16 protein-coding genes and 2 pseudogenes (1 of these 18 only partly in view) are annotated in these 15957 nt (G+C 59.1%); 10 read left to right on the forward strand and 8 right to left on the reverse strand.

Features of this window, described 5'->3' with window-relative positions:
• Positions 1-329: 329 nt before the first annotated feature.
• From ACMXYH_RS09455 to ACMXYH_RS09465, 3 genes are all read left to right on the forward strand, one after another.
• Positions 330-1544 carry an SfnB family sulfur acquisition oxidoreductase gene (locus ACMXYH_RS09455; protein WP_415766917.1) on the forward strand — a complete coding sequence of 405 codons (1215 nt, stop codon included), beginning with the start codon at positions 330-332 and terminating at the stop codon, positions 1542-1544.
• A 2-nt stretch (positions 1545-1546) separates the two neighbouring features.
• Positions 1547-2212, forward strand: a complete 666-nt coding sequence (locus ACMXYH_RS09460; protein WP_415766918.1) for a methionine ABC transporter permease — start codon at positions 1547-1549, stop codon at positions 2210-2212.
• 75 nt (positions 2213-2287) lie between these two features.
• Complete coding sequence (locus ACMXYH_RS09465; RefSeq protein ID WP_415766919.1) at positions 2288-3064, forward strand: MetQ/NlpA family ABC transporter substrate-binding protein; 777 nt, start codon at positions 2288-2290, stop codon at positions 3062-3064.
• Positions 3065-3178: 114 nt separating this feature from the next.
• On the opposite strand, the gene soxR is transcribed toward ACMXYH_RS09465, so the two are convergent.
• Positions 3179-3646 carry a redox-sensitive transcriptional activator SoxR gene (soxR, locus tag ACMXYH_RS09470; protein WP_415766920.1) on the reverse strand — a complete coding sequence of 156 codons (468 nt, stop codon included), beginning with the start codon at positions 3644-3646 and terminating at the stop codon, positions 3179-3181.
• A gap of 95 nt (positions 3647-3741) precedes the next feature.
• Here soxR and ACMXYH_RS09475 point away from each other — a divergent pair, with 95 nt between their 5' ends.
• Complete coding sequence (locus tag ACMXYH_RS09475; protein WP_129437234.1) at positions 3742-4107, forward strand: antibiotic biosynthesis monooxygenase; 366 nt, start codon at positions 3742-3744, stop codon at positions 4105-4107.
• Here ACMXYH_RS09475 and ACMXYH_RS09480 read toward each other — a convergent pair.
• The 4 genes from ACMXYH_RS09480 to msuE all read right to left on the reverse strand — a co-directional run bounded on the left by ACMXYH_RS09480 (position 4104) and on the right by msuE (position 8274).
• Positions 4104-5207 (reverse strand): sigma-54 interaction domain-containing protein, encoded by a 1104-nt coding sequence (locus ACMXYH_RS09480; protein WP_415766921.1) that lies wholly within the window; start codon positions 5205-5207, stop codon positions 4104-4106. The genes ACMXYH_RS09475 and ACMXYH_RS09480 overlap by 4 nt on opposite strands.
• A gap of 23 nt (positions 5208-5230) precedes the next feature.
• Positions 5231-6418, reverse strand: coding sequence for an acyl-CoA dehydrogenase family protein (locus ACMXYH_RS09485; protein WP_415766922.1), 1188 nt, complete (start codon positions 6416-6418; stop codon positions 5231-5233).
• A gap of 136 nt (positions 6419-6554) precedes the next feature.
• The gene (ssuD, locus tag ACMXYH_RS09490) at positions 6555-7700 is read right to left on the reverse strand and encodes an FMNH2-dependent alkanesulfonate monooxygenase (protein ID WP_129437228.1); all 1146 of its coding nucleotides are present in this window, start codon (positions 7698-7700) and stop codon (positions 6555-6557) included.
• Between the two features lie 10 nt (positions 7701-7710).
• Positions 7711-8274 (reverse strand): FMN reductase, encoded by a 564-nt coding sequence (gene msuE / locus ACMXYH_RS09495; RefSeq protein WP_415766923.1) that lies wholly within the window; start codon positions 8272-8274, stop codon positions 7711-7713.
• 401 nt (positions 8275-8675) lie between these two features.
• Between msuE and ACMXYH_RS09500 the strand changes: the two genes are divergently transcribed.
• The 4 genes from ACMXYH_RS09500 (at position 8676) to ACMXYH_RS09515 (ending at position 12897) form a co-directional block, all read left to right on the forward strand.
• A complete protein-coding gene (locus ACMXYH_RS09500; protein WP_129437226.1) occupies positions 8676-8945 on the forward strand; it encodes a hypothetical protein in 270 nt (89 codons plus the stop codon).
• A 101-nt stretch (positions 8946-9046) separates the two neighbouring features.
• Complete coding sequence (locus ACMXYH_RS09505; RefSeq protein ID WP_046054456.1) at positions 9047-9661, forward strand: LysE family translocator; 615 nt, start codon at positions 9047-9049, stop codon at positions 9659-9661.
• 204 nt (positions 9662-9865) lie between these two features.
• On the forward strand, positions 9866-11023 hold the full coding sequence (locus tag ACMXYH_RS09510) for a cysteine desulfurase family protein (protein ID WP_415766924.1): 1158 nt from the start codon (positions 9866-9868) through the stop codon (positions 11021-11023).
• A 65-nt stretch (positions 11024-11088) separates the two neighbouring features.
• Complete coding sequence (locus tag ACMXYH_RS09515; protein ID WP_415766925.1) at positions 11089-12897, forward strand: aminopeptidase P family protein; 1809 nt, start codon at positions 11089-11091, stop codon at positions 12895-12897.
• On the opposite strand, the pseudogene ACMXYH_RS09520 reads toward ACMXYH_RS09515, so the two are convergent.
• Positions 12890-13509, reverse strand: a pseudogene (locus tag ACMXYH_RS09520) (LysR family transcriptional regulator). The gene ACMXYH_RS09515 and the pseudogene ACMXYH_RS09520 sit on opposite strands and share 8 nt — an antisense overlap.
• Positions 13510-13620: 111 nt before the next feature.
• Here ACMXYH_RS09520 and ACMXYH_RS09525 point away from each other — a divergent pair.
• Positions 13621-13956: pseudogene (locus ACMXYH_RS09525) on the forward strand (zinc-binding dehydrogenase); the annotation flags it as partial.
• Here the strand turns inward: ACMXYH_RS09525 and ACMXYH_RS09530 are convergent.
• Positions 13953-14543: a 2-hydroxychromene-2-carboxylate isomerase gene (locus ACMXYH_RS09530; protein ID WP_415766926.1), complete on the reverse strand. Its 591-nt coding sequence runs from the start codon at positions 14541-14543 to the stop codon at positions 13953-13955. The pseudogene ACMXYH_RS09525 and the gene ACMXYH_RS09530 overlap by 4 nt on opposite strands.
• A gap of 35 nt (positions 14544-14578) precedes the next feature.
• Positions 14579-15307, reverse strand: coding sequence for an SDR family oxidoreductase (locus ACMXYH_RS09535; protein ID WP_129437218.1), 729 nt, complete (start codon positions 15305-15307; stop codon positions 14579-14581).
• 91 nt (positions 15308-15398) lie between these two features.
• Between ACMXYH_RS09535 and ACMXYH_RS09540 the strand changes: the two genes are divergently transcribed.
• A protein-coding gene (locus tag ACMXYH_RS09540; protein ID WP_415767668.1) for a TetR/AcrR family transcriptional regulator crosses the window boundary here: on the forward strand, positions 15399-15957 show its 5' portion. Its footprint extends 2 nt past the window's final position; 559 of the gene's 561 nt are visible here — the first part of the coding sequence; its start codon is at positions 15399-15401; only part of the stop codon is in view: it crosses the right edge, with 1 base visible at position 15957.

Raw genomic sequence — 15957 nt, forward strand, 5'->3', positions numbered from 1 at the left:
GTTTTTTGTTTTGGGATGAAGGTGGTCCTTCGCCGATTTACAACCTATGAAGAGTAGTAGGAGCTGCCGAAGGCTGCGATCTTTTGAACTTGGCTGCGGTGCGGCCGACGAAAAATCAAGATCAAAAGATCGCAGCCTTCGGCAGCTCCTACAGGGTGTAAGGAATAACAACGCCACTGTTCAGCCATCAACAGCGAAGCAGCAGATTGCTCTTGCTCGTTATCTTGAGATCGCGAAAATGCCGCTGAACTCCCCGAAAACATTGGCTCGGACGGTCAGGCACAAAAGCTGCAATGCCCTCTGGTAAACATTGGTACCGAGAGTCTTGTATGCCTGAATCTGCCGTTTATCCGATCAACCCACCGGCCGCCCATCGGATCGCCAACGAAGCCGAAGCCCTGCGGGTCGCCGAACAGGTCGCCGCGATCCTGCTGGAACAAGACGCCGAGCGCGACCGCCCCCGTCAAGTGCCCGCCGAGATCGTCGATCTGTATTCCAACAGCGGTTTGTGGGGCATCAGCGTGCCGAAAGCATTTGGCGGCGCGCAGGTGTCCTATGCGGTGCTGGCGCAGGTCATCGCGATCATCTCGGCGGCCGATCCGTCCCTGGGGCAAATCCCGCAAAACCACTATTGCCTGCTGGAAGACATTTGCCTGCAAGGCACGCCTGAGCAACAAACGCACTTCTTCGGGCTGGCGCTGCAAGGTCACCGTTTTGCCAATGCCTTGTCGGAAACCGGCGGCAAGAACGTGCAGGATATTCAGGCGACTATCCGCCGTTACGGCGACGGTCATGTGATCAACGGTCGCAAGGGTTATTGCACCGGTTCGCTCTACGCTCACTGGCTGGCGGTGCTGGCGCTGGATGAAGAGCAGAAGGGCCAGTTGGCCTTTGTCGAGCGCGGCACCAAAGGGTTGGTGATCGTTGACGATTGGGACAGCATCGGCCAGCGCACCACCTCCAGCGGCACGGTGCTGGCTGAGGACCTGCACGTCCCGGCGTTCAATCTGTTTCCGACGTATCGCTCTTATGAATCACCCACCCTGGCGGGACCGTTCGCGCAGTTGACCACCGCCGCCATCGACGCCGGCATCGCCCGCGCGGCCCTGCGCGACACCATCGCGTTCGTTCAACAATTCGCTCGGCCGTGGATCGACGCCGGAGTGGAAAAGGCTAGCGAAGATCCGCTTACCATCATTCAAGTCGGCGGCCTGGAGATTCGCCTGGAAGCGGCCGAAGCCTTGCTGGAACGCGCCGGTTGGGCGCTGGATGCCGCACGTTCGGCACCTGACGAAGACAACGTCGCGCAAGCCTCATTGGCCGTCGCCAAAGCCAAAGTGCTGACCACCGAAATCGCCATCGGGGCCAGCAACAAACTCTTCGAACTCGGCGGTACTCGCTCGACCCTGAGCAAACACAACTTCGACCGCCACTGGCGCAACGCCCGGGTCCACACCCTGCATGATCCGGTGCGCTGGAAGTATCACGTGGTCGGCAACTGGCTGCTCAATGGTGTCAAACCCCCGCGCCACGACTGGTCCTGACCATGGCCGAGTGGTTGAAAAACATCTATTGGGCCGACATTGCCCAAGCCTGCCTCGACACCCTGAGCATGCTCGGCGCCGCCCTCGGTTTTACCGTGCTGCTGGGGCTGCCGCTGGGCGTGGTGCTGTTCCTCACCGGCAAGCGCCAATTACATGAAGCGGTCGGTGTTTATCGGGTGCTGTCGGTGATCGTGAACATGTTGCGTTCGCTGCCGTTCATCATTTTGCTGATCGTGCTGATTCCCCTGACCACGTTGTTGGTCGGCACTTCACTTGGTGTACCGGGAACTATCCCGCCGCTGGTCGTCGGTTGCACGCCGTTCTTCGCGCGGCTGGTGGAAACCGCGCTGCGCGAAGTCGATCGCGGGGTCGTGGAAGCGACTCAGGCCATGGGCGCCAACACCTGGCAGATTATCCGCCACACCTTGTTGCCCGAAGCGCGGGGAGGGCTGCTGGCGGCGGTCTCGGTAACCGCGATTGTGCTGGTGGACTACACGGCAATGGCCGGGGTGATTGGTGGCGGCGGTCTTGGCGACCTGGCGATCCGCTACGGCTATCAGCGTTTTCAGACTGACGTAATGGTCGTCACCGTGGTGCTTCTGCTGATCCTGGTTCAAGCCCTGCAAATGACTGGCGACCGACTGGTGGCGCGCTACAGCCGACGATAAAAACTCGATTCAACCATTAAAAACCGGCCCAACGTCCGCCCCACGACGGCCACTCAATCTGCCTAGGAGCACAGCATGAAAAAGACCCTGGCCATTCTGGCTGCCGTCCTGTCGTTCAACGCTCACGCCAACGAAAAACTCATCGTCGGCGCCACCCCGGTGCCGCACGCGGAAATCCTCGAATTCGTCAAACCGACCCTGGCCAAGGAAGGCGTGGACCTGGACATCAAAGTCTTCACTGACTTTATCCAGCCCAACCAGCAATTGGCCCTGAAGAACCTCGACGCCAACTATTACCAGTACCGACCGTTCCTCGATGATTTCAACAAAACCCGCCATACCGACCTGGTGCCGGTGGTCGGTGTACACATTGAACCGTTTGGCGCTTACTCGACCAAAATCAAAATCAAAAACATCACCGAACTGAAGGATGGCGCTACGGTGTCGATTCCCAATGACCCGGTGAACACTGGCCGTGCGCTGGTGCTGTTGCACGAAGCCGGCCTGATCAAGCTCAAGGACCCGAGCAACACCCTGGCCACTCAGCGCGACATCATCGAAAACCCCAAGCACCTGAAAATTCGTGAACTGGAAGGTGCATTGCTGGCGCGTTCGGTGAGCCAGGTGGACCTGGCGTTTGTCTTTGCTAATTACGCACTGGAAGCGGGGATTGATACCAACAGCGCGTTGATTGTCGAGAAGGGCAAGAGTTTGTACATCGAATTCCTGGTCGCGCGGCCGGACAACATCAATGATCCAGGCTTGCAGAAACTGGCCAAGGCGTTGAATTCCGATGAGGTTCGGCAGTTCATTTTGACCCGCTACAAAGGGCAGATTGCACCGGGGTTCTAGATCTTCGTTGACCTTGAGGGCGCCTTCGCGAGCAAGCCCGCTCCCACATTGACTGTGTTCGTCCAGACAACTCGGTCAAATGTGGGAGCGGGCTTGCTCGCGAAGGTCGCGCCGCTATTTCGGATCAGTACCTGATTCCAGCAGCTGCGCTCCCGGCCCGCGTTCCCCCAGCACATCGCCAAAGTTGCGCAACGGACATGCCTCCATCGACAAACACCCACAGCCAATGCAGCCATTGAGCCGGTCCCGCAGCAAGGTCAGCTGATTGATCCGCTCATCCAGATCCCGACTCCACTGCGCCGACAACACCTTCCAGTCCGCTGCCGTCGGCGCCCGATTGTCCGGTAGCGATTTCAATGCCTCACCAATCTCCGCCAACGGAATGCCCAATCGCTGAGCCACTTTGATCAACGCCACCCGCCGCAACACTTCCCGTGGGAAACGCCGCTGGTTGCCCTGGTTGCGATTACTTTTGATCAAACCCTTGGATTCGTAAAAGTGCAGAGCCGTGACCGCGACACCGCTGCGCGCAGCCACTTGGCCGACGGTGAGTTCCTTGTGCAGATTTTCCGAGGTGATCATTTAAAAAATCCCCCTTGACCTCAAGTTAACTCGAGGTTTTACCCTGCAAGCCTTCGGATCGCAAGATCCGGCTTACAGGTCAGCGGGGACTCTTCATGCAACTGTCAGAGAAAAATCGCAGCTTCACCCAATTGATTGAATTCGAGATCGAACCCCATCAACAGCCCGCACTGGTGTCGGCTCTGTCGAAGCAGACCGAGCGTCTCGCCCAGGGTTACAGCGGTTTTCTGAGTGCCAGCATCCAGGCCAGCGACGATGGCCGGCGGGTGCTCAACTACCTGCAATGGCAAACACGCGAGGCGGGAGAAGCCGCGTTTCAAAGCTTTGAAAGCGGCGAACAGGACTTCTGGCAACTGATCCGCGCCCATCAGGCGAAAACCGTGACCTTCGGCTCGTTCCAGGTGCTGCACAGCCTGGAACGCAGCCACGACAACGCGCTGCACTGCAATCTGGTGGGTTAGATCGACAGCTGCATGACACGCTCGCCCTGGAGATTTTCCGTGGGCCGGCGTTTGTTCACGGCCAGTTCGCCGATCTTGATCAGCCGCGTGCGCGTTACATTGCGGCTCAGCCCCAGCAGCGCAGCGGTGTGCACCTGGTTGTAGTGGCTGAAACGATAGGCGGCTCGCAGCAACGCGTCTTCGACTTTCTCGTGAAGCGCACCGGCCTGTTCTTCGAAAAGCTTTTGAAAGGCCCGATCGAGCAGGGCTTCCGGTGAGTCGTCGACGTTGCTGTGGTAGTCGCCCTGACGCTCGATGCGCATGTTCGACAGTCGCAGGTCGTCGCGTTCGATCACGCCGTTACGGCAGATCAGCAGGGTGTGGTGAATGACGTTTTCCAGTTCGCGGATGTTGCCCGGCCAGCTGTAGCCGCGCAGTTTCAGTTCGGCCTCTTTGCTGATGGTGATGGTGCCGTAGCCGAGGCGCTGGCTGTAGGCTTCGACGAAGTGTCGGGTCAGCGGCAGGATGTCGCCGGGGCGGTCGCGCAGCGGGCTCAATTCCAGGCTGACCACGTCGAGGCGGTAGTACAAGTCCTCACGGAAATGCCCGGCGTTGATGGCTTTCTCCAGTTGCACGTTGGTCGCCGCCAGCACGCGCACGTTGATGGGAATGCTCTTGCGCGAACCCAGTCGCACCACTTCGCGCTCCTGCAATACCCGCAACAACTTGACCTGAATCGCCATCGGCAAATCGCCGATTTCGTCGAGGAACAACGTGCCGCCGTCGGCCTCCTCGAACCAGCCGGCCTTGGCGCTCAGCGCACCGGTGAAGGCACCTTTTTCATGGCCGAACAACTCGGCCTCCACCAGGGATTCGGAGAACGCGCCGCAGTTCACCGCCACGAATGGCCGGTTGCGCCGGGCGCTGAGGTTGTGGATATGCCGCGCCACCAGCTCCTTGCCGGTGCCGGTTTCGCCGATGATCAGCACGCTGGCTTCACTCGGTGCGACTTGTTGAATGTGGGCAAGCAAGGCCTGGGATTTAGGGTCTTCGAACACCTGCGCCGTGGCGCGGATCGAGGTGGCCAGAGCGGGCGAGGGCGGTAAGGTCAGCAGTTGCATGGGCAGGCTCCATGAATAGAAGGCTATGAATAGAAAGTCGGAATCGGCAGGGACTGGTTGAGCGCCCAGTCACCCAGTTCATGGAGTTTGTAATCCACCGGGTCGTGCAGGGTTTGCGTGCGCAGGTTGCGCCAGTGGCGGTCCAGTCGCAGTGAGGCATGCGTTGAACGGGCGCCGGTCACTTCGAACAACCGGCTACAGAGTTCCAGACCGTTGCGGGTGGCAGCGACCTTGGCCGTGGCGATGGCGTTAGCGAGGTGCCCGCGTTCTTCGGCGCTGAGGTTCGGGCCTTTGGCCCAAGCCTTGTCGAGCAGCCCGGCAGCGCGCTCCACCAGCAGTCGAACACTTTCGAGGGCGACCCAGAATTCGCCGTAGTGGCCGAGTACATAAGGATCCTGACGCACATCCTGAGCACTGGATTTGTGCCACGGGCGGGTTTCGGTGAGGGTGTATTGCCGCGCCTCTTCGAAAGCACCTTCGGCGATGCCGAGAAACATGTGCGTGAAGGTCAGCTGGGCAATCAACGGCCGCAGGCAGGCGAATGGCGTACTCAAGGGACCTGGATCGAGCAGCAATTCCGACTCTTCGACCCGTACCCGTTCGAACGTCGCGCTGCCGCTGTCGGTCTGGCGCTGGCCCATGTTGTTCCAGTCGTTATGCAAGGTGATGCCGCTGCGACCGCTGGGAATCGCGGCGATCAACAGCTTGCCGCCGGTGCTTTCGTCGACGGCCGAGGCGATCAGCATTTCCGAATCGCTGGCACCCGAGCAGAAACTTTTCTTGCCGGAAAACTCACGCCAGCCACCGAGGTTTTTCACCACGGTGCGGGTGTCCAGCGGGTTCAGGGCGTTGCCCCAGAACCAGTTCTTGCGTGCGGTTTGTTCGAACCATGGCTGCCACTGCTCGGGCCGGGCGAACAGGCGCACGGTGGCGAGCATCAGGTGATGGAAGCCGAAGACATGGGCAATCGAACTGTCGACCTTGGCGAACTCGCGCACGATGGTCAGGGTGTCACTCCAGCTGGCGCCGAGGCCTCCGTACTGGGCGGGAATGCTCAAGGCGAGCAGACCGCTGTGGCGCAAGGCGTCACGTTCGGTTTTGGGCGTACCGCCACGTTCATCGCGCTCGACAGCGGTCAGGGCAAACTCGGCGGCCAATCGGCGGGCGGTCTGCAAGGGGGATATCAGGGCGCTTTGCGGTTTGGCAGTCACGCGGGGGTTCCTCATAAAAATCGACGCAATCCCCTGTGGGAGCGAGCTTGCTCGCGATGGCGCCATAACAGTCAAAATAAATGTCGACTGGACGGACGCCTTCGCGAGCAAGCCCGCTCCCACATGGATTATCTGGTCAGGCCGTGGCTTTGGCCGGCAGCACATCATTGGCGATCATTTCGCCAAACGGCCCGGTGAGATTAGTGACGCCGCGCCCCGCCAGGCTTGCGTACGGCTCAGGCAACAGCGGGAACACCAGCTCGGCAAAGCGATAAGCCTCTTCGAGGTGCGGATAGCCGGAGAAGATGAAACTCTCGATTCCCAGGTCTGCGTACTCCTTGATCCGCGCCGCCACTTGCTGCGGATCGCCCACCAGCGCCGTCCCGGCACCGCCACGCACCAGGCCGACACCGGCCCACAGGTTGGGGGAGATTTCCAGGTTGTCACGACGCCCGTCATGCAACGCGGCCATGCGCCGTTGACCTTCGGAATCGAAACGCGAGAACGACTTCTGCGCGGCCGCGATGGTCTCGTCGCTGATGTGCTCGATAAGTTTATCCGCGGCTTTCCAGGCCTCTTCAGCGGTCTCGCGAACGATCACGTGCAAGCGAATTCCGAACTTCACCGTGCGACCGTTTCGCGCGGCACGTTCACGCACATCGGCCAGTTTTTCCGCCACGGCGGCCGGTGGTTCGCCCCAGGTCAGGTAGACATCAACCTGCTCGGCGGCCAGTTCATGGGCTGCCTCGGAAGAGCCTCCGAAGTACAGCGGTGGATACGGTTTCTGCACCGGCGGATACAGCGCCTTGGCGTTCTGCACTTGCAGGTGTTTGCCTTCGAAATCCACCGATTCGCCTTGCAGCACCCGGCGCCAGATTTGCAGGAATTCGTCGGTCACTTCGTAGCGTTCGCTGTGATCGAGGAAGATACCGTCGCCACGGTTTTCATCCGGGTCACCGCCGGTGACCACGTTGATCAGCAAGCGGCCATTGGACAGTCGATCCAGTGTCGCGGCCATGCGCGCCGAGACTGTCGGCGAGATGATCCCCGGCCGAATCGCTACCAGATAACGCAGGCGCTCAGTCAGCGGCACCAGCGCCGAAGCAATCACCCACGAATCCTCGCAGGAGCGCCCGGTGGGAATCAGTACACCGTGGTAGCCGAGGCTGTCGGCCGCCTGGGCCACTTGTTTCAGGTAGTTGAGTGTCACTGGGCGAGCGCCCTGAGTGGTGCCCAGGTAATGGCCGTCGCCGTGAGTCGGCAGGAACCAGAAAACATCCATGAAGAAATCCTTAAGCGATTTTCAGCAGATTTTTGGGGTGCACGCCAAACAACGGCGCGGCGCGTTCTGCAGCAAGACGAATGCGGGCCTTCAAGGGCTCACTGGTTATTTGATAATTCGAGAAATCGGCTTCGGTGGCGTAGACGCCAATCGGCAGGGTCAGGGCCTGGAAGAAACTGAACAGCGGCCGCAACTGGTGATCGAGCACCAGTGCATGACGCTCGCTGCCACCGGTGGCGGCCAGTAATACCGGCGTGTCGATCAATGCATTGAGGTCGATCAGGTCGAACAGATGCTTGAGCAGTCCAGGGTAGGATCCGCGATAAACCGGCGCGGCGACGATCAGCAGGTCGGCATTCTCGATCGTTTGCAGCTCGGCTTCGATCTCGGCGCTCAATTCCTGGCGGGACAGCGCGGCGCCCAACGGTCGGGCGATGTCACCCAGTTCAATCAGCTTGCTTTCAATCGGCAATTGCTCGGCCAGTTGCGCCAACAGCGCCTGGGTAAGCACCAACGTGCGTGACGGACGCCAGGTACCGCCGGAGAGGGCAACGACTTTCAATGGACGCGACATGATCAGTTCCTTTTTAAACAGTTGCTCAGGGAGCAGTGAGTAGTCACTGACAGAGAGCAAGAGCTGTACCAATCCCTCGGAGCCCCAATTTACGGGGCTTTCAGCGCGTTGGCCGGTAGACGCTGTTCGAATGGCAGAGCTGTTTGTTGAATGACTGTTGCCTGGCGAACAGTTGCTTGGGCAACAGTGCGTGAAGCGATGACAGTTGTTATAAAGGCTCGGTGTTATTCCGTAAAAGACATTAAATTAATATTTATAGATCGTTTGGAGATATAAGGCGGTCTACCTGAGCGGCATTAGTCAAAGTCGATAGCCACTATCGAGAGCGTTGATTTCTGCTGATCGGATGCCCGGCGTAGCCTGTGTTCATTGCCTCGAACCCAGATGTCAGGACGCTCACAATGAAACCTCTAATCGCTACTTTCTTGCTGCTTGCGGTCTCCGTACTCGCCGGATGTGCCAGCCATGTTTCCCCGGAATTACGGCCGTACACCGCGGAAGAAACCAGGGAACTGGCGCTTGAGGCGTTGAATCGTCGCGGTCTGTCTTTCGAGGAGTACCACGCGAAAAAAGCCGAATTGCTCGGCCAACCGCAAAAGTCGTTCAGTTTCGACAAACAAGGCGAAATGAACGCCGAACGCGCTGTACAGCTTCACGGTCGCCCCGGCTAAGAGAAAACTGTACCGCTTGAAGTTTCACGCAACTGTCCGTGGGTTTCCCTCAAGGCGTGCGATAGGGTCAACACCTGACTGACCCCAATGGACTGCCACCCATGACGCTCTCGCTCGATTTGCTGCTGGGCTTTGCCCTGTTTGCGCTTGTTACCTCGATTACTCCCGGCCCCAACAACACAATGCTGCTGGCATCGGGTGTGAACTTCGGCTTTAACCGCACCATCCCCCACATGCTTGGCATCACCTGCGGCTTTTTCGTGCTTGTGGTGGCGGTAGGTTTCGGCTTGGGCGCAGTGTTTCAAACCTATCCATTGCTCTACAGCGTGCTGCGTTACGTCGGCGCGGCGTATTTGTTGTATCTGGCGTGGAAAATCGCCCGTTCCGGACCGGTTTCCGAAAGTGAAAAGGGCGAGAGCAAGCCGATCAGCTATTTGGGCGCCGCAGCGTTTCAATGGGTCAATCCCAAGGCCTGGATCATGGCCATCGGTGCCATCAGCACCTACACGCCGATGCAGGGTTATTTCACCAACGTGATCGTGATCGCGGCAGTGTTCGCCTTGATCAACCTGCCAAGCGTCAGTGTCTGGGCAGGCTGTGGCACGTTGTTGCGCAACGTGCTGAAGGATCGCCGCTGGTTGCGGCTGTTCAACTGGGGCATGGCCTTGCTGCTGGTGGCTTCGCTGTATCCGTTGTTGCTCGAAAGCTTTAGCTGACGCATTGCTTCAACCGGTTGGCCGATGCCTGTTAAGCTCGACTTCAGGAGCGTTCCTACGCACTTTTAAATGAAGTTGTTCTTCTTTAACGGCCTCCGATCAGGTATTTCTAACGCTCTGAACGATCGGCGCAGCTCACGAGGCTGCGCTTTGACGTTTCAGTGACGAGCCTCCTGATCCCGGAACATGCTCTGCGAGTCTTCTATGAATAAACGTCCTCTGTATTTCGACTACGCCGCCACCACGCCGGTGGATGAACGAGTCATCAAGGTCATGGTCGAGTGTCTGGGTTTCACCGGCAACTTCGGCAATCCGGCGTCCAGCTCCCATGCGTTCGGTCAACAGGCCCGGCAAACGGTCGAGCAGGCGCGGCGTCAGGTCGCCGAACTGGTCGGCGCCCAGGCGGAGCAGATCGTCTGGACCTCCGGTGCCACCGAATCGAACAACCTTGCCCTCAAGGGCGTGGCCCAGGCTCGCGGCGTTTCTGGCGGCCACATCATCACCAGCCAGATCGAACACAAAGCGATTCTCGACACGGCGAAGCAGTTGCAGGATGCCGGTGTTGCGGTGACTTATCTGGTGCCTGACGCCGAGGGTCTGATTACCCCGCAAGCGGTCAGCGAAGCGATGCGCGAAGACACCTTTCTGGTGTCGCTGATGCTGGTCAACAATGAGCTGGGCACGGTCAACGACATCTCGGCTATCGGCGAGGTCGTGCGTGCTCGCGATGCGTTGTTCCATGTCGACGCGGCTCAAGGTGCAGGCAAAGTGGTGATCGATCTGGCCCGGTTGCCAGTGGATCTGATGTCATTTTCCGCCCATAAGATTTACGGCCCAAAAGGCATCGGCGCGCTGTACGTCGGGCCGCGCGCGCAACAGCGTTTGCAGGCGCAGATCCACGGCGGTGGTCACGAGGGCGGTTTGCGTTCCGGCACCCTGGCGACTCACCAGATCGCTGCCATGGGTGTGGCGTTCGCGTTGGCGGCCTCTTCGTTCGATGAAGAGAAAGCCACGATCGTCCGGTTGCGCGAGCGCTTGCTTGAACAGCTGCTGAGTATTCCAGGGGTTCGCCTCAATGGCAGTCCGACCCAGCGCATCCCTCATACCTTGAGCCTGACCTTCAACGAAGGCGAGTTCAATTCCGCGGCGTTGAGCACCTCGATCGCGTTTTCCGCGACCTCGGCCTGCAACTCCGCCAGCAACACGCCCTCCCATGTGCTGCTGGCCCTGGGGCATGACGCCCGCTCGGCGAGTCGCACCATTCGCTTGAGTCTCGGCCGGTTCACCACCGAGCAAGACATCGACCAGGCGGTACACCTGATTAAAGCGGCCTGCGCCAGTGCTCCGGCATTTTGGCAATAAGGTCTGAAAGTGTCGGCGTTGATCGGCACTCAACAATAATGATGAAGTGATTAGCAGGAGACATGATGAGTACGCAGCCTTCGATCAATGGATCGGTGCCTCAACGCCTGGCGCAAACCCGCGAACTGATGAGCCGGGAGGGCATTCATGCTCTGCTGGTGCCGTCGGCCGATCCGCACCTGTCGGAATACCTGCCGGGTTACTGGCAAGGGCGACAATGGTTGTCGGGCTTCCATGGCTCGGTCGGCACGCTGATCGTTACGCCGGACTTTGCCGGCGTCTGGGCCGACAGCCGTTACTGGGAACAGGCGACCAAGGAACTCAAGGGCAGCGGGATCGAACTGGTCAAGCTGCAACCGGGTCAGCCCGGCCCGCTGGACTGGCTGGCCGAGCAAACCCCTGAAGGCGGCGTCGTCGCGGTAGATGGTGCGGTAATGGCCGTGGCTTCGGCGCGTACGTTGGGCGGCAAGCTCGAAGAACGCGGCGCACGTCTGCGCACTGATATCGATGTGTTGAACGAAGTCTGGAGCGACCGTCCGACGCTGCCGAATGAGCCGATCTATCAACACCTGCCGCCTCAGGCGACGGTCAGTCGCGGCGAGAAACTGGCCAAGCTGCGTGAGGTTTTGAAAGATCGCGGTGCCGACTGGCACTTCATCGCCACCCTTGATGACATCGCCTGGCTGTTCAACTTGCGCGGCGGTGACGTGTCGTTCAACCCGGTGTTTGTTTCCTTTGCCTTGATCAGCCAGCAACAGGCAACCCTGTTCGTGGCGCTGAGCAAGGTCGATGCCGAGCTGCGCGCAGTTCTCGAACAGGACGGCGTGACCCTGCGCGACTACAGTGAAGTGGCCGCCGCCTTGCGCGCCGTACCGAGCGGGGCGAGTCTGCAAGTCGATCCGGCGCGCGTCACCGCCGGCTTGCTGGATAATCTGGATAGCGGTGTGAAGCTGGTCGAAGGCCTGAACCCGACCACGTTGGCCAAGTCGCAGAAAAGCCTGGCCGATGCCGAGCACATTCGTCAGGCCATGGAGCAGGACGGCGCGGCGCTGTGCGAATTCTTCACCTGGCTGGACACTGCGTTGGGTCGTGAGCGCATCACCGAACTGACCATCGACGAACACCTGACGGCCGCGCGTACCCGACGCCCGGGTTATGTATCGCTGAGCTTCAACACCATTGCGGCGTTCAACGCCAATGGCGCGATGCCGCACTACCACGCCACCGAAGAAGAACACGCGGTGATCGAAGGCGACGGTCTGTTGTTGATCGACTCTGGCGGCCAGTACCTGGGCGGCACCACTGACATCACGCGGATGGTACCGGTCGGTACGCCGACCGATGAGCAGAAGCGCGATTGCACGCGGGTGCTCAAAGGCGTGATTGCGTTGTCCCGTGCGCAATTCCCTCGTGGCATTCTCTCGCCGTTGCTCGATTCGATTGCCCGTGCGCCGATCTGGGCTGAAAGCGTTGATTACGGTCACGGCACCGGTCACGGCGTCGGCTACTTCCTCAACGTGCACGAAGGCCCACAGGTCATTGCCTATCAGGCCGCTGCGGCACCGCAAACCGCGATGCAACCGGGCATGATCACGTCCATCGAACCGGGCACTTACCGTCCGGGCCGCTGGGGTGTGCGGATCGAGAACCTGGTGTTGAACCGCGAGGCGGGCAAAAGCGAATTCGGTGAATTCCTGAAGTTCGAAACCCTGACCCTGTGCCCGATCGACACTCGCTGCCTGGAACCGTCGCTGCTGACCGATGACGAAAAACAGTGGTTCAACGCCTACCATGCCGAGGTGCGCGAGCGCTTGAGCCCGTTGCTCGACGGCGCAGCCCTTGAGTGGTTGAACACCCGGACTGCGGCTATTTGATCGGTTGGAGTTCAGGCGCTTCTTCGAGCGCCTGGCTTAAGTAGTCGACAAAGGCTTTGACCCTGGCGGATTGGCGACGATTCGCCGGGGACACGGCATGAATCGGCAGCGACTGCGCGCTGTATTCCAGCAAAATCGCTGCAACGCGTCCCGCCTTCAAGTCCTCGCTGAACAGCCAAACCGGCGACAGCGAAATCCCCAATCCCCCCAGTACCATCTCGCGGATTGCCTCGGAGTTGTTGCTTTGTGCGTTGCCCTTGATTCGCACTTCGTGACGTTGGGCCTCTCTCTCGTAAACCCTAGGTTATGACTGTTCAGCAGGTTTCCAGCAACAGCTTCACGGCCGGAGTGAAAACTTAGTTCTGCGGCGTCTACGGCCGCCAGAATTTGTCGACATTCGCTGTAGTACCGCTGACCTTCGTCGGTCAGGGACAGTTGTCGGGTGCTGCGGGAAATCAGCTTTCCACCCATTTCAGTTTCCAGCGCTCGCAGCACTTTGCTGATGGTCGGCTGACTGGTCTGCAATTCCCGGGCGACGGCAGAAAAGCTGCCACGTTCGACAACACGGACGAAGATCGCCATTGCATTGAGTTTGTCCACGGGGTTTCTCATTGATGCCAAATGAGCATGGTCACTATAGCTATATAGTGTCTTTTATCGGCATGAGTGAGGGGGAGGAAGATTAATCCCACAGCCACCTCTGACGGGAAATTGCGAAATAACGACACCGTGGGTGGAGAGACGCTGGACGCTTCATTCAAGGCTGCTCGCGTCTACGAGGGGCATGTCGTGAGTTGTCTTGGATTGGGGTTGCACAGCCTTGCGCCGCTCTCGTTTCGTGGGGCGACTTATTCTGGAGTGTTCACGTTGTTGCCGTTGCTGACTGGCGAAGGGGGCGAGCATCACGGGGAGATACTTCGGGAGGCTGCGCAGTTGATCGAGGCGGCTCAGTTAAAACCGCTGCTCGACCCTCGGCAGTTCACGCTGCAAACCGCCGAAGCCGCCCATGAGCTGCTCGTTTCGGGAACTGCGCAGGGGCGGCTGGTCGTCGAGATTTAACTCAGGGCTTCAAGGACGAAGTCCAGGCGATCCTGGCCGAAGAACAGCTGATTATCGACAAACATGCTCGGGGCACCGAATACGCCCCGTTGCACCGCTTTCTCTGTGTTGTCCTTGAGAGCGGCTTTGACTTCCTCGTCGACGGTCAGGGCCAGCACCTCATTTGGATCGAAACCGTACTGTGTCAGTACTGACGCGACGGTCGCCAGGTCATCGAGACTGTGGCCTTCAACCCAGAGGCCGTGAAACAGGCAATCGATGAACGCCTGAAAGCGCTCGGGATGGCGCAACTGTATGCCGGTGACAGCGCGCATCAGCATCAGGGTGTTGATAGGGAATTGGGGATTGAACTTCAGTGGCACGCCATAGCGCTTGGCGTAGCGGTCCAGGTCTTGAAACATGTAGCGGCCCTTGGCGGGGATGGTTGCGGGGGAGGCGTTACCAGTGGCTTTGAAGATACCTCCCAGCAGGATGGGTATGTAGATCAACTGGCTGTCGGTCTGCTCGCAGATCTTCGGCAGTTGGGTATAGGCCAGGTAGGTGGCGGGGCTGCCGAGGTCGAAATAGAACTCCACGGTTTTGCTCATGGTCGATGCGCTCTGCTTATTATTTTTAGGGGGGGTTACCAGCGTTCGCTCCAGGGGCGCAGGTCCAGCTCGAAGGTCCATGCGTCACGGGGCTGGCTGTGCAGGTACCAATAGTTCTCGGCAATGTGCTCTGGATTGAGAATGCCGTCCTGGTCCTTGGTCGCGTACTTTTCGGGGAAACTCTCGCGGATAAAATCGGTATCGATGGCACCGTCGACTACAACATGGGCGACGTGAATGTTCATCGGCCCCAATTCACGCGCCATGCTTTGCGCCAGGGCGCGAATCCCGTGCTTGGCGCCGGCGAACGCTGCAAATCCTGAGGCCCCACGCAGGCCGGCGGTAGCGCCGGTGAACAAGATCGTACCCCGTTGACGCTTGGCCATGCGCTTGGCCACTTCACGAGCGTTGAGAAAACCCGAGAAGCAGGCCATTTCCCAAATCTTGAAATATTTGCGCGCGGTTTCTTCAAGAATGCTGCATGGCACATTGGCGCCGATGTTGAAAACGAACGCTTCGATCGGGCCAATCTGGCTTTCGATCTGCTCAACTAAAGCAATCACGTCCTCTTCCTTGCGCGCATCGCAGGCAAATCCGTGGGCATCACCGCCATCGGCCTTGATGGCGTCCACCAACGGCAGGAGTTTGTCCGCGCTGCGGCGGGTTACACACGCCACAAATCCTTCCTGCGCAAAGCGTTTTGCAATTGCGCCGCCGGTGGCATCCCCTGCACCTACAACCAGTACGACCTTCTTGTTATTCATGGGTAGATCCCTTTGCTAAACGATCGTTAACTAAACGAACGTTATGCTACGATTCGGCAAGCGTCAAGCGATCAATCCTGAGGGCAAGGCAATGCGTTACTCGACCAATCACAAACTGGAAACCAAAGAGAAACTACTTGAAAGCAGTGCGGTGTCGGCCAAGAAGTCTGGTTTTTCAACGGTAGGTGTCGACGGTTTGATGAAGGCGATCGGTTTGAGTGGCGGGGCGTTCTACAGTCACTTTTCGTCGAAGGATGAGCTGTTCGCTTCAATCGTCGAGCGTGAGCTGTCTCAAAGCCTGGAGCGTTTAGGGGCGGACCAGAGTCCTGAGAAGCTCCAGCGCTGCCTGAAACACTATCTGAGCATGGCCCATGTCGAGCACCCGGAATCCGGTTGTGCTTTGCCGGCATTGGGGGCTGAGATTGCACGTTCAGACGTGATGATTCGTCAGCAGGCGGAGAACTGGATTTGTCGGCTTCAGAAGAGTTGGGCGCAGGTTCTGGAAAGCGACAGCCTGGCCTGGGCGATTCTGTCGCAATGTATCGGTGCGTTGGTCATTGCGCGAATGCTGGCCACGCCGGACATTCAGCGCGCGGTACTGACGTCCAGTTACGATGAGATTGGCCGCCAGATCGCAGGTCCACGAACCT

Origin of the sequence: Pseudomonas frigoris, from assembly GCF_047758635.1 — a bacterium.
Taxonomy (GTDB): Bacteria; Pseudomonadota; Gammaproteobacteria; order Pseudomonadales; family Pseudomonadaceae; genus Aquipseudomonas; species Aquipseudomonas frigoris.

Bases quoted from the DNA above. Each gene is read 5' to 3' on its own strand.
- ACMXYH_RS09455 (WP_415766917.1), top strand. From the start codon at position 330: ATGCCTGAATCTGCCGTTTATCCGATCAACCCACCGGCCGCCCATCGG.
- ACMXYH_RS09460 (WP_415766918.1), top strand. From the start codon at position 1,547: ATGGCCGAGTGGTTGAAAAACATCTATTGGGCCGACATTGCCCAAGCC.
- ACMXYH_RS09465 (WP_415766919.1), top strand. From the start codon at position 2,288: ATGAAAAAGACCCTGGCCATTCTGGCTGCCGTCCTGTCGTTCAACGCT.
- soxR (WP_415766920.1), bottom strand. From the start codon at position 3,646: ATGATCACCTCGGAAAATCTGCACAAGGAACTCACCGTCGGCCAAGTG.
- ACMXYH_RS09475 (WP_129437234.1), top strand. From the start codon at position 3,742: ATGCAACTGTCAGAGAAAAATCGCAGCTTCACCCAATTGATTGAATTC.
- ACMXYH_RS09480 (WP_415766921.1), bottom strand. From the start codon at position 5,207: ATGCAACTGCTGACCTTACCGCCCTCGCCCGCTCTGGCCACCTCGATC.
- ssuD (WP_129437228.1), bottom strand. From the start codon at position 7,700: ATGGATGTTTTCTGGTTCCTGCCGACTCACGGCGACGGCCATTACCTG.
- msuE (WP_415766923.1), bottom strand. From the start codon at position 8,274: ATGTCGCGTCCATTGAAAGTCGTTGCCCTCTCCGGCGGTACCTGGCGT.
- ACMXYH_RS09500 (WP_129437226.1), top strand. From the start codon at position 8,676: ATGAAACCTCTAATCGCTACTTTCTTGCTGCTTGCGGTCTCCGTACTC.
- ACMXYH_RS09505 (WP_046054456.1), top strand. From the start codon at position 9,047: ATGACGCTCTCGCTCGATTTGCTGCTGGGCTTTGCCCTGTTTGCGCTT.
- ACMXYH_RS09510 (WP_415766924.1), top strand. From the start codon at position 9,866: ATGAATAAACGTCCTCTGTATTTCGACTACGCCGCCACCACGCCGGTG.
- ACMXYH_RS09515 (WP_415766925.1), top strand. From the start codon at position 11,089: ATGAGTACGCAGCCTTCGATCAATGGATCGGTGCCTCAACGCCTGGCG.
- ACMXYH_RS09530 (WP_415766926.1), bottom strand. From the start codon at position 14,543: ATGAGCAAAACCGTGGAGTTCTATTTCGACCTCGGCAGCCCCGCCACC.
- ACMXYH_RS09535 (WP_129437218.1), bottom strand. From the start codon at position 15,307: ATGAATAACAAGAAGGTCGTACTGGTTGTAGGTGCAGGGGATGCCACC.